Annotated in this window: 10 protein-coding genes and 1 pseudogene; 4 read left to right on the top strand and 7 right to left on the bottom strand. The window is 71.7% G+C overall.

Annotation, left to right across the window (positions count from 1 at the left end):
* Positions 1-266 (top strand): annotated as a pseudogene (locus ABZZ38_RS24590) (heavy metal translocating P-type ATPase); the annotation flags it as partial.
* A gap of 564 nt (positions 267-830) precedes the next feature.
* On the opposite strand, the gene ABZZ38_RS24595 reads toward ABZZ38_RS24590, so the two are convergent.
* The 5 genes from ABZZ38_RS24595 to ABZZ38_RS24615 all read right to left on the bottom strand — a co-directional run bounded on the left by ABZZ38_RS24595 (position 831) and on the right by ABZZ38_RS24615 (position 8411).
* Positions 831-2120: a citrate synthase gene (locus ABZZ38_RS24595; RefSeq protein ID WP_356743606.1), complete on the bottom strand. Its 1290-nt coding sequence runs from the start codon at positions 2118-2120 to the stop codon at positions 831-833.
* A 171-nt stretch (positions 2121-2291) separates the two neighbouring features.
* Entirely contained in the window at positions 2292-4526 is a 2235-nt protein-coding gene (locus tag ABZZ38_RS24600; RefSeq protein WP_356743608.1) for an ATP-dependent RecD-like DNA helicase, read from the bottom strand.
* Positions 4527-5311: 785 nt separating this feature from the next.
* Positions 5312-6091 (bottom strand): sugar phosphate isomerase/epimerase family protein, encoded by a 780-nt coding sequence (locus tag ABZZ38_RS24605; protein ID WP_356743699.1) that lies wholly within the window; start codon positions 6089-6091, stop codon positions 5312-5314.
* A 32-nt stretch (positions 6092-6123) separates the two neighbouring features.
* Positions 6124-7263, bottom strand: a complete 1140-nt coding sequence (locus tag ABZZ38_RS24610) for a dihydrodipicolinate synthase family protein (RefSeq protein ID WP_356743610.1) — start codon at positions 7261-7263, stop codon at positions 6124-6126.
* Entirely contained in the window at positions 7260-8411 is a 1152-nt protein-coding gene (locus tag ABZZ38_RS24615) for a Gfo/Idh/MocA family oxidoreductase (RefSeq protein WP_356743612.1), read from the bottom strand. The genes ABZZ38_RS24610 and ABZZ38_RS24615 overlap by 4 nt, the downstream gene beginning before the upstream one ends.
* Positions 8412-8534: 123 nt before the next feature.
* Here ABZZ38_RS24615 and ABZZ38_RS24620 point away from each other — a divergent pair, with 123 nt between their 5' ends.
* From ABZZ38_RS24620 to ABZZ38_RS24630, 3 genes are all read left to right on the top strand, one after another.
* Positions 8535-9590: a LacI family DNA-binding transcriptional regulator gene (locus ABZZ38_RS24620; RefSeq protein WP_356743615.1), complete on the top strand. Its 1056-nt coding sequence runs from the start codon at positions 8535-8537 to the stop codon at positions 9588-9590.
* A gap of 457 nt (positions 9591-10047) precedes the next feature.
* Positions 10048-10833 (top strand): sugar phosphate isomerase/epimerase family protein, encoded by a 786-nt coding sequence (locus ABZZ38_RS24625; protein ID WP_356743620.1) that lies wholly within the window; start codon positions 10048-10050, stop codon positions 10831-10833.
* A gap of 682 nt (positions 10834-11515) precedes the next feature.
* Positions 11516-13327 (top strand): glycoside hydrolase family 3 protein, encoded by a 1812-nt coding sequence (locus ABZZ38_RS24630; RefSeq protein ID WP_356743625.1) that lies wholly within the window; start codon positions 11516-11518, stop codon positions 13325-13327.
* A gap of 87 nt (positions 13328-13414) precedes the next feature.
* On the opposite strand, the gene ABZZ38_RS24635 is transcribed toward ABZZ38_RS24630, so the two are convergent.
* Together ABZZ38_RS24635 and ABZZ38_RS24640 are read right to left on the bottom strand one after the other, a co-directional pair.
* The gene (locus ABZZ38_RS24635; protein WP_356743629.1) at positions 13415-14830 is read right to left on the bottom strand and encodes an aminopeptidase; all 1416 of its coding nucleotides are present in this window, start codon (positions 14828-14830) and stop codon (positions 13415-13417) included.
* Between the two features lie 91 nt (positions 14831-14921).
* Positions 14922-15302, bottom strand: a complete 381-nt coding sequence (locus ABZZ38_RS24640) for a hypothetical protein (RefSeq protein ID WP_356743701.1) — start codon at positions 15300-15302, stop codon at positions 14922-14924.
* Positions 15303-15357 lie beyond the last annotated feature (55 nt).

A 15357-nucleotide genomic window follows, 5' to 3' on the forward strand; every position in this document is an offset into this window, starting at 1 on the left:
TGGGCACCGGCACGGACGCCGCCATCGAGGCGGGCGACCTCACCCTCGTACGCGGGGACCTGCGGGCGGCGGCGGACGCCATCCGCCTCTCGCGCCGCACCCTCACCACGATCAAGGGCAACCTCTTCTGGGCCTTCGGCTACAACGTCGCCGCGCTGCCGCTCGCCGCGGCCGGGCTGCTGAACCCCATGATCGCCGGGCTCGCGATGGCCTTTTCATCCGTTTTCGTGGTGACCAACAGCCTCCGTCTGCGATCGTTCACGTGAGTTTGCCTTCACGTGACACACAAGACCTTCACAAAGAGACCTAGATCACAGATATTTGGGGGTAACCATTTGGACGGCTCGCGAGTCTAAATGGGCGATGCCACGAACGTCTTGGGGGACGTTCATGGGATGTCTTGGGGGACGTCCCAGGCAAGCGTGGCCGGGGCACGTGCACGGGGAGCTTTGAGCGGCCCTCCCGTACGTACCCCGGCAGATCGCATCGCGAGCTTCTGCTGAAACCCGGCAGACGCCCGGCCCGGATCCCGTGGGGGGAATCCGCTCCGGGGATATGGAAGCGCCCCGCTCGCCGACCCGTGGGGGGATCGGCAGCGGGGCGCTTTCGCATTGGCGCGAGGAGCCCTGCGGGCCCCGAAGACAACTGGCCCTGCAGCCCGCCGGGTCTGGAGCCTGTCGGCTCCTGGAGCTTGCGAGCCCGGAAAGCCCGTCGGCCCGTGTGGGCCGAAGCCCGCCGGCCCGGAAGCCACGCGCGGCCGGAATCGCCCGGCCCTGCAGCCCGCGGCGCCGAAGCCCGCGAGACCTGAGGCCCTGCGGGCTACGGGGGCGTCAGCGGCTCTCGACCGGCACGAAGTCGCGCAGGACCTCGCCCGTGTAGATCTGGCGCGGACGGCCGATGCGGGAACCCGGCTCCTTGATCATCTCGTGCCACTGGGCGATCCAGCCCGGCAGCCGGCCCAGCGCGAAGAGGACCGTGAACATCTCGGTCGGGAAGCCCATCGCCCGGTAGATCAGACCCGTGTAGAAGTCGACGTTCGGGTAGAGGTTGCGCGAGACGAAGTAGTCGTCGGCGAGCGCGTGCTCCTCCAGCTTCAGCGCGATGTCCAGCAGCTCGTCGGACTTGCCGAGCGCCGAGAGGACGTCATGCGCCGCCGCCTTGATGATCTTCGCCCGGGGGTCGAAGTTCTTGTAGACGCGGTGGCCGAAGCCCATCAGACGGACGCCGTCCTCCTTGTTCTTCACCTTGCGGATGAAGGAGTCGACATCGCCGCCGCTGGCCTGGATGCCCTGGAGCATCTCAAGGACCGACTGGTTGGCGCCGCCGTGCAGCGGGCCCCACAGGGCGGAGATACCGGCGGAGATCGAGGCGAACATGTTCGCCTGCGAGGAGCCGACCAGGCGCACCGTGGAGGTGGAACAGTTCTGCTCGTGGTCCGCGTGCAGGATCAGCAGCTTGTCGAGCGCCGAGACAACGACCGGGTCGAGCTCGTACTCCTGGGCCGGGACCGAGAAGGTCATCCGCAGGAAGTTCTCGACGTACCCGAGGTCGTTGCGCGGGTAGACGAACGGGTGACCGATCGACTTCTTGTACGCGTACGCCGCGATCGTCGGCAGCTTGGCCAGCAGCCGGATCGTCGAGAGGTGACGCTGCTTCTCGTCGAAGGGGTTGTGGCTGTCCTGGTAGAACGTCGACAGCGCGCTGACCACGGAGGACAGCATCGCCATCGGGTGGGCGTCGCGCGGGAAGCCGTCGAAGAACCGTTTGACGTCCTCATGCAGCAGCGTGTGCTGGGTGATCTCGTTCCGGAAGGCCGACAGCTCGTCGACCTTGGGAAGTTCGCCGTTGATCAGCAGGTACGCCACCTCGAGGAAGGTGGAGCGCTCGGCCAGCTGCTCGATGGGGTAGCCGCGGTACCGCAGGATGCCCTGCTCGCCGTCGAGGTAGGTGATCGCGGATTTGTACGCGGCCGTGTTGCCGTAGCCGCTGTCCAGGGTCACCAGACCGGTCTGGGCTCGGAGCTTCCCGATGTCGAAGCCCTTGTCACCGACGGTGCTCTCGACCACCGGGTAGGTGTATTCACCGTCCGCGTACCGCAGTACTACAGAGTTGTCGCTCACGTCATCCCTCACCGACGTAGTGCCTCTTCTTCGAGGTGCCCTGACTGTCTCTACCATCCCCCACTTGGCTCAGCAGAGTGCACTCGGGGTCGACCATTCGGCCAATTGGCGGCACTCAGTGCCGTCAACCTGCTCATCCTGCCCCCTTCGCCCCGGTTCCGAAAGTCCTGATCAGCTCTGGGTGATGTTTGCCACCCGCCCCTCACCTGTCAGTCGGTGCCGGAGTGAGGTAAAGCGCCGACCCGCGGAAACGGTCCGGACGGCCTGCGCGATGGCCTTGCGTGAGCCGACGAGCACGACCAGCTTCCGGGCGCGGGTCACGGCGGTGTAGAGCAGGTTCCGCTGGAGCATCATCCACGCGCCCGTGGTGACGGGGATCACCACGGCCGGATACTCGCTGCCCTGCGAGCGGTGGATGGTGACGGCGTACGCGTGCGCCAGCTCGTCCAGCTCGTCGAAGTCGTACGACACCTCCTCGTCCTCGTCCGTCCGCACCGTCAGGCGCTGGTCGTCCACCTCAAGGGCGGTGACCACGCCGACCGTGCCGTTGAAGACTCCGTTCGCTCCCTTCTCGTAATTGTTGCGAATCTGAGTGACTTTGTCCCCGACGCGGAAGACCCGGCCGCCGAACCTCTTCTCCGGCAGATCCGGCCGCGCGGGGGTGATCGCCTGTTGCAGCAGACCATTGAGGGTGCCCGCGCCCGCCGGGCCGCGGTGCATGGGCGCCAGGACCTGGACGTCACGCCTCGGGTCGAGACCGAACCGCGCCGGTACGCGGCGGGCCGCGACGTCCACCGTGAGCCGGCCGGCCTCCTCGGTGTCCTCCGCCACGAAGTGGAAGAAGTCCGGCAGCCCGGAAGTGATCGGCTGCTCCCCGGAGTTGATGCGGTGGGCGTTGGTGACGACACCGGACTGCTGGGCCTGCCGGAAGATCCGGGTGAGCCGCACGGCGGGGACGGGGCTGTCCGGGGCCAGCAGGTCGCTCAGCACCTCCCCCGCGCCGACGCTCGGCAGCTGGTCCACATCGCCGACCAGCAGCAGATGCGCCCCCGGCGCCACCGCTTTGACCAGCTTGTTGGCCAGCAGCAGGTCCAGCATGGACGCCTCGTCGACGACGACCAGGTCCGCGTCGAGCGGCCGGTCCCGGTCGTACGCCGCGTCCCCGCCCGGCTTCAGCTCCAGCAGGCGGTGCACGGTGGACGCCTCCGCGCCCGTCAGCTCGGCCAGCCGCTTGGCGGCGCGGCCGGTGGGCGCCGCGAGGATCACCTTGGCCCGCTTGGCTCGGGCCAGCTCCACGATGGACCGGACGGTGAAGGACTTGCCGCAGCCCGGCCCGCCCGTGAGCACGGCCACCTTCTCGGTGAGGGCGAGGCGCACCGCCTGCTCCTGCTCGGGCGCGAGCTCCGCCCCCGTACGGTCCGCCAGCCACGCCAGCGCCTTGTCCCAGGCCACGTCCCGGAAGGCGGGCATCCGGTCCTCCCCGGTGCGCAGGAGGCGCAGCAGCTGAGCCGCCAGGGAAATCTCGGCGCGGTGGAACGGCACCAGATAGACGGCGGTCAGCGGCTGCCCCTCCGGGCCCGGCACCTGCTCCCGTACGACACCCCCTTCCTCCTCCTCCGCCAGCTCGGCCAGGCAGTCGATGACGAGGCCCGTGTCGACCTGGAGCAGCTTGACCGCGTCGGCGATCAGCTGCTCCTCGGGCAGGAAGCAGTGCCCCTGGTCGGTGGACTGCGAAAGGGCGTACCGCAGCCCGGCCTTGACCCGCTCCGGGCTGTCGTGCGGAATGCCCACGGCCTGGGCGATCCGGTCGGCGGTGAGGAACCCGATGCCCCACACATCGGCGGCCAGCCGGTACGGCTGGTTCTTCACCACGGAGATCGAGGCGTCCTCGTACTTCTTGTAGATCCGCACCGCGATGGAGGTGGAGACGCCGACACCCTGGAGGAACACCATGACCTCCTTGATGGCCTTCTGCTCCTCCCAGGCGGCCCCGATCAGCTTCGTCCGCTTCGGCCCGAGCCCCGGCACCTCGATGAGCCGCTTCGGCTCCTTCTCGATGATGTCGAGTGTGTCGATCCCGAAGTGGTCGACGATCCGCTCGGCGATGCGCGGACCGATGCCCTTGATCAGCCCGGAGCCCAGGTACCGCCGGATGCCCTGGACGGTGGCCGGCAGGACGGTGGTGTAGTTCTCCACGGTGAACTGCTTGCCGTACTGCGGATGCGACCCCCAGCGCCCCTCCATCCGCAACGACTCCCCGGGCTGCGCCCCGAGCAGCGAGCCGACCGCGGTGAGCAACTCCCCGGCACCACGCCCCGTGTCGACCCGGGCGACCGTGTAGCCGTTCTCCTCGTTGGCGTACGTGATCCGCTCGAGGACCCCTTCGACCACTGCTGGATTGGACATGCCTCGAAGCTACCCGGCAGGTCGGACACTGCGGTGAGCCTGTGGAAAACCGGCAACCGCGTGGACGGCCCCGACCAGTTGCGGGTCGGCCAGGCCGCTTACGCTCTCGCGTTGGGCGAAGCCTCGTCGCGGCACGGGTCACTGGCCCTCGTCCGGGCGGCAGCAAGCGAGCTCCATGGGACATACGCCCGACCAGGGGATGATGATCCACCTTTCAGTGACGCTTCTCCTCGACGGTCTGAGGCGATTCCTGAGCAACAGCGAAAGAACGCTGACGTTCGTCGCAGTCGACAGCTCGTTCAGTCTCGCGTTCCGGCGCGAGAAGAAGGGCCTCATGGAGGTGTCGGGCGGGGGCACATTGCTGGGCACAGCCACACCGCACCAACTGGCGAAGGAGGCCTTCGTGCGGCACAGGTTCTCGCCGACACAGAGGTCTCTCGGCTTCCCCTGCGAGACGCTGCTCGCGGTGATTGTTTTGCCGCTCCGCAGCAGTTCCGTCCTCTGGCCGAGGACACGGGGGCCTGATGTCCAGCCCGCCATGGCGCCATGGTCGCCGCTGCGGCGGTTCGCCACTGCACTGGCGAGCCCCCCTCGGCTCCTTCCCGCTACAAGGGGCCCGGTCCGAAGACCGGGCCCCGCGCGCTCCCCCTCCGCAGGGCTTCCCGAATCCCCCCGGATCCCTCCCCGGAAGCCCTGATGCCATGTACGACACCCGTCACCGCGGGATGGTTGCACGGATGCGGGCGGTAATTTTTCCGGAATCCGGATTCCGGGAGCGCGCCGTCCTAGAGCGCGTGCCGGATGTACCGGTGGGCCGTCTCCTCCAGGACCTGGACGCCGTCGCGCGCCCACAGGTCGTCGTTGAAGAGCTCCACTTCGATCGGGCCCGTGTAGCCCGCCGCGTCGACGCGTTCGCGCCAGGCGCGGAGGTCGATCGTGCCGTCGCCGAGCTGGCCGCGGCCGTTGAGGACGCCGGCGGGCAGGGGGGTCGTCCAGTCGGCGAGCTGGAAGGAGTGGATGCGGCCCTGTTCGCCCGCGCGGGCCACCGCCGCCGGGGCGCGGTCGTCCCACCAGATGTGGTACGTGTCGACGACCACGCCCACCTGGGAGGCCGGGAAGTGGGCGGCGATGGCGAGCGCCTGGTCGAGGGTGGAGACCGCGCAGCGGTCCGCCGCGTACATCGGGTGGAGCGGTTCGATCGCGAGGCGGACGCCCCGCTCGGCCGCGTACGGGGCGAGCTCGGCGATCGCGCCGGTGATGCGTGCGCGGGCGGCGGGCAGGTCCTTGCCACCGGGCGGCAGGCCGCCCGAGACCAGGACCAGGGTGTCCGTGCCGAGGGTCGCCGCCTCGTCGATGGCCGCGCGGTTGTCGTCCAGGTCGGTGGCGGTGGTGAAGAAGCCGCCCCGGCACAGCGTGGTGACGGTCAGGCCGGCGTCGCGCACCACCTTGGCGGCGGCTTCGACGCCGTACGACCGGACCGGGTCGCGCCACAGGCCGACGCCCGGGATGCCGAGGCGTACGCACGCCTCGGTGAGCTCCGGGAGGGTCAGCTGCTTGACCGTCATCTGGTTGATGCTGAAGCGGGTGAGGTCTGCGTTCACCGGTCGGCTCCGTACACCGTGAGCAGGTTCCTCACGCGGGACTCCGCGAGCTGCGGGTCCGGGAACAGGCCGAGCCGGTCGGCCAGTTCGTACGCCCGCGCCAGGTGCGGCAGCGAGCGGGCCGACTGCAGGCCGCCGACCATCGTGAAGTGGTCCTGGTGGCCCGCCAGCCACGCCAGGAACACCACGCCCGTCTTGTAGAAGCGGGTCGGCGCCTGGAAGAGGTGGCGGGACAGGGCGACCGTCGGGTCGAGGAGCTCGCGGAAGCCCGGGATATCGCCGGTGTCCAGGACGCGCACCGCCTGAGCCGCCAGCGGACCCAGCGGGTCGAAGATGCCGAGCAGCGCGTGGCTGAAGCCCTGGTCGTCGCCCGCGATGAGCTCGGGGTAGTGGAAGTCGTCGCCGGTGTAGCAGCGCACGCCGCGCGGGAGCCGGCGGCGCAGGTCGACCTCGCGCCGGGCGTCCAGCAGGGACACCTTGACGCCGTCGACCTTGTCGGGGTGTTCGGCGATGACCTTCAGGAAGGTGTCGGTGGCCGCGTCCAGGTCCGCCGAGCCCCAGTAGCCCTCCAGCGCGGGGTCGAACATCGGGCCCAGCCAGTGGAGGATCACCGGCTCGGACGCCTGGCGGAGGAGGTGTGTGTAGACGGCGAGGTAGTCGTCCGGGGACGTGGCGGCCGCCGCGAGCGCCCGGGACGCCATGAGGATGGGCTGGGCGCCTGTCTCCTCGACCAGGGAGAGTTGTTCTTCGTAGGCGGCGCGGACGGTCGCCAGGTCGGCGGGGCCGGACAGCTGGTCGGTGCCGACGCCCGCCGCGATCCGGCCGCCCACCGCCTTGGCTTCCGCCGCCGAGCGGCGGATCAGCTCGGCGGCGCCCGCCCAGTCCAGGCCCATGCCGCGCTGCGCGGTGTCCATGGCCTCGGCGACGCCGAGCCCGTGCGCCCACAGGTGGCGGCGGAAGGCGAGGGTGGCGTCCCAGTCGACCGCCGCCGGGGAGTCGGGGGAGACGTCCGCGTACGGGTCCGCGACGACATGCGCGGCGGAGAAGACCGTACGGGAGGCGGGCGGGCCGCCCCCGGGGGTGAGGGCGGGCTCGGTGCGGGGGGTGTAGGTGCCGTGCGGCAGTGTGATGGTCACAGCGACAGCTCCGGTACGTCGTAACGGCGGCCTTCCGCCGAGGACTTCAGGCCGAGCTCGGCGAGCTGCACACCGCGCGCGCCCGCGAGCAGGTCCCAGTGGTACGGCTCGTCCAGCGCGACGTGTCTCAGGAACAGCTCCCACTGGGCCTTGAAGCCGTTGTCGAACTCGCCGTTGTCGGGCACCTCCTGCCACTGGTCGCGGAAGGAGTGGGTGACGGGCAGATCCGGGTTCCAGACCGGCTTGGGCGTGAGGGAGCGGTGCTGGACGCGGCAGTCCCGCAGTCCCGCGACGGCCGAGCCGTGGGTGCCGTCGACCTGGAACTCGACGAGTTCGTCGCGGTGGACGCGTACCGCCCAGGAGGAGTTGATCTGGGCAACGGCGCCGCCCTCCAGCTGGAAGATGCCGTACGCGGCGTCGTCGGCGGTGGCGGCGTAGGGCTTGCCCTGCTCGTCCCAGCGCTGCGGGATGTGGGTGGTGACGTGGGCGCTCACGCCGGTGACCCGCCCGAACAGCTCGTGCAGGACGTACTCCCAGTGCGGGAACATGTCGACGACGATGCCGCCGCCGTCCTCGGCGCGGTAGTTCCAGGAGGGGCGCTGCGCCTGCTGCCAGTCGCCTTCGAAGACCCAGTAGCCGAACTCCCCGCGTACGGAGAGGATCTCGCCGAAGAAGCCGCCGTCGATGAGGCGCTTCAGCTTGAGCAGGCCCGGAAGGAAGATCTTGTCCTGGACCACGCCGTGTTTGATGCCGGCGGCCCGGGCGAGGCGGGCGAGTTCCAGGGCGCCCTCGGTGTCGGTGGCGGTGGGCTTCTCGGTGTAGATGTGCTTGCCGGCCGCGATGGCCCTGGTGAGCGCGTCGACGCGGGCGGAGGTGACCTGGGCGTCGAAGTAGACGTCGGTGCGCTCGTCGGCGAGGACCGCGTCGAGGTCGGTGGACCACTCGGTGAGTCCGTGGCGTTCGGCGAGGTCGCGCAGGGCGTGCTCGCGGCGGCCGACGAGGACGGGCTCGGGCCACAGGACCTCGCCGTCGCCGAGGTCCAGGCCGCCCTGCTCGCGGATGGCGAGGATGGAACGCACCAGGTGCTGCCGGTAGCCCATCCGCCCCGTGACGCCGTTCATGGCGATCCGCACTGTCCTGCGTGTCACGAAGGTCCCTCCAGATGTCGTCGGCCTGCCATGTGATAGCAAGCGCTTTCTATACGGGGGGACGCTAGCCTGCGGGCAGCGGCCCGTACAAGAGCCACGCCCGACTCTCCGCGGAGGAAAGCGATGACGATCACCCTGGCCGATGTGGCGGCGCGCGCCCGGGTGTCCCCGGCGACCGTGTCGCGCGTCCTGAACGGCAACTACCCGGTCGCCGCGTCCACCCGCGAGCGGGTCCTGCGCGCGGTCGACGAGCTCGACTACGTACTGAACGGGCCGGCCAGCTCCCTCGCCGCCGCCACCTCCGACCTGGTCGGCATCCTCGTCAACGACATCGCCGACCCCTTCTTCGGGATCATGGCCGGGGCGGCGCAGGGCGCCATCGGCGAGGGCGCGCCGGGGCGCGCGGGCGGCGAGAAACTCGCCGTCGTCTGCAACACCGGCGGTTCCCCCGAGCGTGAACTCACCTATCTCACGCTGCTCCAGCGCCAGCGGGCCGAGGCCGTCGTGCTCACCGGCGGCGCGCTGGAGGACCCGCGGCACAGCGCGGCGATGGCCGCCCGCTTCGCCAAGCTGGCGGACGCGGGCACGCGCGTGGTGCTGTGCGGGCGGCCCCCGGTGCCGGGGGACGCGTTCGTGGCCGCGCTGACCTTCGACAACCAGGGTGGGGCGAGGCGGCTGACCGAGCACCTGCTGGCGCTCGGGCACCGGCGCATCGGGTACGTGGCGGGGCCGGCCGAACGCACCACCACCCGGCACCGGCTGGAGGGCCACCGCGAGGCGATGGGCGCGGCGGGGCTCGGCGAGGGGGTGGCGCGGCTCACCGTGCACGGGCCGTACGACCGGCGCTCCGGGTATGAGGCGACGCTGGAACTGCTGCGGCGCGAGCCCGAGTTGACGGCCGTCGTCGCGGCCAACGACACCGTCGCGCTCGGCGCCTGCGCCGCGCTGCGGGATCGGGGCCTGCGCATCCCTCAGGACGTGTCGGTGGCCGGCTTCGACGACCTGCCGTTCTCGGTGGACGCGATGCCCGCGCTGACGACCGTGCGCCTGCCGCTCTCGGAGGCCGGCGCACGGGCGGGCCGGCTGGCGGTGGGCACGGAGACGCCGCCGCCGGGCGGGATGGCGACGATCGGCGCGGAGCTGATGGTCCGCGCGTCAACGGGGCGACCGCGGGGGTGAGGGTCCCCGCGTCGGCGGGGAGACCGCGGGCGTGAGGGTCCGCGCGTCGGCGGGCAGACCGCGGGCGTGAGGCCGCCTGTCCCTGGTGCGACCACCCGGACCGCGCTGCCGCGGCGCGCCGTGATCATCGGGACCGACCGGTGACCGGCGCCCGGTCGCGGTGCCGGGAGAGCGGTCGTCGTGCCGGGAGAGCGGTTGGGGCGGCGGTGACGCCGGTTCGGGCGTCGACGATCCGGCCGCCGGTTGGACCGACCGCCGGTGACGCGGTGCGCGGGGGGCGAGGTGGTTCGCCGGTGACCGGGCGAGCGGGTCGGCGTGGGTGCCGGGGGCGTCCGGCCGCCCGGCCGAGGAAGAGCCACCGACGCCCACCACCATGGGCGCCGCCGCCGATGCCGCCCACCACGGCCGATTCGGGCGGTCCGTCATAGGTGCGCGGGGAGCGGGTAGGTTCGCGGCCATGAAGTACGCCTTCTCCACGCTCGGCGTCCCCGGGATGCCCATCGCCGAGGTCATCCGTCTCGCTGTCGGCACCGGCTACCAGGGGGTCGAGCTGCGCGCCCACCCCGACGAACCGGTGCACCCGGGACTGGTGGGGCATGAGCGGCGCGCGGTGGCCGAGGAGTTCGCCCGGGCCGGTGTCGAGATCCTGTCGGTCGCCGGATACACACAGGTCGCGGCGGCCGGTGACGACGAGCCCGTGTACGAGCAGCTGCACCAACTCCTGTATCTGGCGGCCGATCTGGGCGCACCGTACGTCCGGGTCTTCCCGGGCGGGGGTGACCAGGACCCGGCCGAGGCGGACGCGACGGCCGCCCGACGGCTGGGCGTGGCGGCGGAGGTCGCGGCGGACCTGGGCGTACGGGTCCTGGTCGAGACACACGACTCGCACCGCGCGGGCGCGGACGTCGCCCGGATCGTGGGCACCGTCGGTCACAAGCACGTCGGGGCGCTGTGGGACGTGATGCACACCTGGCTGGCGGGCGAGTCCCCCGCGGCGTCGCACGCCGTCCTGGCGCCGTACCTGGGATACGTCCAGGTCAAGGACATCGCGTCGGCGGAGGACACCACTCCGCTGCCGCTGGGCGCGGGTGTGCTGCCGCTCGCCGAGTGCCTGTCCCTCATGGACGGTGACGACGGCTGGGTCTGCTGGGAGTACGAGAAGCGCTGGTACGCGGACGCCTCCGACCTTCCGCCCCTGCTGGCCGCCGGACGGGAGCACCTGCGCGTCCTCGCGAGCAGCTGACGGGCCTGCCGCCGGCGCCGTCACGCAGGCGGATCTCCAGGGTGCGGTTGCCCGCGACCGGCCTGTCGAGCCGCCCGAGGCCGTGTCGGGGGCGTGCCGAGGCATGCCCGGCGCGGCTCCCGGAGCCACCGGCGGCGTAGGCGTCCCGGACAGACCGGGCCGCGCGGATAAGCGGGGGGCTCGCACCGGGACCGGGGCGCGACTCCCCCACCGCCCGCGCCATTTCCCAGGAGCCCCGGAATTCCGGAATCCGGGGTTCCGGGGTCCCGGGGTCCCGGGGGTCCAGGGGCGCCGGCAACTCCGGTCCTCACGCAGCCGCCGGGCCGGGCGTACCGCCGGTGAGTCACCGAGCGGTGTGGGCCCTCGCTGTCGGGCGAGCGCCGGCTCTTCCTCTCCAGCCGCCCGCGGCCGGCAGCACACCGCCACCGCCACCGTCGCCCCCCTGAGCGCCGGTGGCGCCCCCGGCCCGCGGCCCCGGCCCGCACCGCTCCCGCTGCTCCCGCCCGCCCCGAGCCCGCGCCCCTCCCCCGCCGCAAGGCCGGGGGCGGGGACGGGGCGACTTCCCGGGGCCATTTGCCGCCGAGCGCGCCGCGATCCTTGACCTGGCAGTTACTTTCCGGCTATCCGTGACACCTTGGCAGTTTCCTTCACCTCTCCTCACGCACGGCCGGAAGGAGCACCAGTGCACCACCGCGCCATCACCTCCAGACGTACCCTCCTCACCGTCACCGCCGCCGCGGTGGCGGCCGCCGCCACCGGGGCCACGGCCCCCGCCCACGCGGCGGTGGACGACAGCCGGCTCGCGCGGCTCATTTCCCGGATGAGCCTTGAGGAAAAGGTCGGCCAGCTCTTCGTCATGCGGGTGTACGGGCACTCCGCGACCGCGCCCGACCAGGCCGACATCGACGCCAACCTCAAGGAGATCGGCGTCCGCACCGCCGCCGAGCTCATCGCCAGGTACCACGTCGGCGGCGTCATCTACTTCAGCTGGGCGCACAACACCCGTGACCCGCACCAGATCGCCGACCTGTCCAACGGCATCCAGCGGGCCGGGCTCGCCCAGCCGACGCCCCTTCCGGTCCTGATCTCCATCGACCAGGAGCACGGCATCGTCGCCCGGATAGGAGAACCGGCCACCCTGATGCCCGGCGCGATGGCGCTCGGCGCGGGCGGCTCGCGCACCGACGCCCGACGCGCCGCCCGTATCGCCGGCGCCGAGCTCGCCGCGATGGGCATCCGCCAGAACTACGCGCCCGTAGCGGACGTGAACGTCAACCCCGCGAACCCCGTCATCGGCGTGCGCTCCTTCGGCGCCGACCCGCACGCGGTGTCCGGCCTGGTCGCCGCCCAGGTGAGGGGTTATCAGCGCGCGGGCGTGGCCGCGACGTCCAAGCACTTCCCGGGCCACGGCGACACCGAGACCGACAGCCACTACGGACTGCCGAGGATCACCCACACCCGCGAGCAGTGGGAGGCGCTGGACGCCCCTCCGTTCCGGGCGGCCATCGCCGCGGGGATCGACTCGATCATGACGGCGCACATCGTCGTCCCGGCGCTCGACCCGGCCGAGGAGCCCGCCACCCTCTCCCGCCCCATCCTCACCGGCATCCTGCGGGAGAGGCTGGGTTACGACGGTGTCGTGGTGACCGACTCGCTCGGCATGGAGGGTGTCCGCACCAAGTACGGCGACGACCGCGTCCCCGTCCTCGCCCTGAAGGCGGGCTGCGACCAGCTGCTCAACCCGCCGAACCTGGCGGTCGCCCGGAACGCCGTCCTCGCGGCCGTACGGAGCGGTGAGATCAGCGAGGCCCGCGTCGAGGAATCGATTCTCCGCATCCTCCGGCTCAAGGCGAAGCTGGGCCTCTTCCGCGACCCCTACGTCACCCACGAGGACGTCGACCACACCGTCGGCACCCGGGCCCACCTCGCCACCGCCGACCGGATCGCCGAGGGGACCACGACGCTGCTGCTCAACGACGGCGGGCTGCTGCCGCTCGACCGGCGCCGGCGGCCGAACCTCCTGGTCGTCGGCGCCGACCCGGCCTCGCCGTCCGGCACGACCGGCCCCCCGACGGCCACCCTCGCCGCCGCCCTCACCGAGCTCGGCTTCACCGTGACCACCCTGCCGACCGGCGCCAACCCGTCCGCGGCGAAGATCGACGAGGCGGTGGCGGCCTCGGCCGGCAAGGACGCCGTCGTCGTCGGCACGTACAACGTCTCGGCGACCGGCACGCAGCGCACGCTCGTCTCCCGGCTCGCCGCGACGGGCGTCCCGGTGGTCACGGTCGCCATCCGCAACCCGTACGACATCGCCCGGCTCAGCGGCCAGCGCGCCACCCTCGCCACGTACTCCTGGACCGACGTCGAGCTGCGCGCCGCCGCCCGGGTGATCGCCGGGCGGGCGCGGCCCGGGGGGCGGCTGCCCGTCCCCGTACAGCGCGCGGACGATCCCACCCGGGTGCTGTACCCCCTGGGGTACGGCCTGACCTACTAGGTCCTGTCTTCGACGTCCCGAGCCGCCGCACCCGGAGGAACCGGGGGCGGCGGCCCGTACGCCCGCGCTGTGAAGAGCCGCGCGGCGTCAGAAGCGCGGCGTCCGCCGCTGTTCCACGCCGGGCCTGTCCAGGCGCGGGTCGGTCCGGACGGGGGCCGGTGACACACCCGCCCACGCCTGGAGCCGTGCCGTCGCCCAGGCCCGCTCGGCGTCGGCCAGGTCGGCGACGCCCGCGCCGTGGTTGGCGCCGGGCGCGGTGAGGACGTGGCTGTCCCGGCCCTTGTCGACGCGGAACCGCTCCGCGCCCCACGGGTCGTCCGCGCCGTACACGAAGAGCATCCGCTGGCCCCGCGTACGCACCCAGGTGTCGACGTCACGCATCACCCACGGCTTGAAGCGGGGTACCGGGACCTCGCGCGGCACGAAGTTCCGCGCGGGCTGGTAGCCGTACCGGGTCAGCCCGTTGAGGTGCTCGGTCCGCAGGCTGGGCGAGCCGAGTTCGGTGGCCGCCTGGTAGTAGTACGGAACCGCCCACTCCAGGCCCTGGTCGGTGTAGTACGCCCAGCCCGAGTAGGTGTCGATGGTGTCGTAGACGGTCTGGTCGGTGGCGGTGGCGGCGTCCGGGATGTCGGCGCACTCGGCCTGCGTGTGGTACTGCCAGAAGGCCCAGACGAAGTCGAGGACGACCGCTTCGTACGCCTTGTCCAGGGTGCCGACCGTGTGGAAGGTGGCGCCCTCGGCGGCGGCCCACGCGCGGTACTTCTCCTGCAGCGGCGCGCGGCGGATCAGCGCCTCGCGCTGCATGGCGTTCAGGCGCTCACGGCACTCCCGGGTGCCGACGGTCGCGAAGAACCGGTCGTAGGCCGAATCCTCCTTCTCCACCACGTCGTTGGGCGCCACGTACGCGACGACGCCGTCCATGTCGCGGGGGTGGAAGCGTTCGTAGTACGTGGCGGTCATGCCGCCCTTGGAGGCGCCGGTGGCGAGCCACTTCCCGGGGTAGAGGGGCTTCAGCGCGGTGAAGATCCGGTGCTGGTCGTCGGCGGCCTGCCGGATGTCCAGCGTGGACCAGTCGGCGGCCTGGGGGCGGGACGGGGTGAAGAAGCGGTACTCCATGGAGACCTGGTTGCCGTCGACGATGGCCGTCGGTTCGGCGCGCCGCGGGCGGGTGTTGAGCCCGTATCCGCTGGTGTGGAAGACCGTGGGGCGGCCGGTGTCCTTGTGCAGCAGGGTGAGGCGCTGCTGGAAGGTGCCCTTGGCGCGGTCGCGGTGGTCGACCGGCTGGGTGTAGGAGAGGACGAAGAAACGGTAGCCGGGGTAGGGCGTCTCCTCGATCAGGGTCATCCCGGGTATCGCCAGGATGCGGTCCTTGATGTCCTCGGACGAGGACGGGGACAGGGACGGGGACGGGCTGTCCGGGCCGGCGGCGGTGGCCGTTCCGGCCGCGCTCACGGTGCCGATGAGCACCACGAGCGACAGCAGCCATCTGAGCGCCTTGCGCATGCACCCTCCACTTGGTTCACATTCGGGTCGCCGTGAACCTAGCGGGGTCAACACCCGCGCCGCTACACCTCGTTGACGCGTCGGCGGATCGTCAGCACAGGATCCAGCCGGTGGATCCGCCCCTGCCCGCGACGGCGCCGGAGGCGCGGACGCAGCGGTGGAGGGCGTACACGGTGACGGGTCCGGCCTGCCGGGTGAACAGGCCCTTGTCGACGGCGGCCCGTCCGCCTCGCGCCTGGACGGTCACGGACATGGAGCGGCGCGCTCCGGGCTTCTTGGCGAACGTGACGGCGCACGCGTACTGGCGGTTCTTGTAGACCCGCAGCTCTCCGGTGGTGAACGGCACGCTCTTGACCAGCCGCCCCGAGCAGACGGCTGCCGCCTCGGCGCGGGCGGTGCCCGGTCCGGCGAGGGTGAGGGCGCTCACGGCGACGAGCACCGCGAGGACGTGCACGAGCAGTCGTCCTGTCACCCCGGCCGCAGCCACCTCATCGAACACGCGGGCTCCCCTTTGTCTCGTGAGCGTA

Source organism: Streptomyces sp. NPDC006368, assembly GCF_040612535.1.
Taxonomy (GTDB): Bacteria; Actinomycetota; Actinomycetes; order Streptomycetales; family Streptomycetaceae; genus Streptomyces.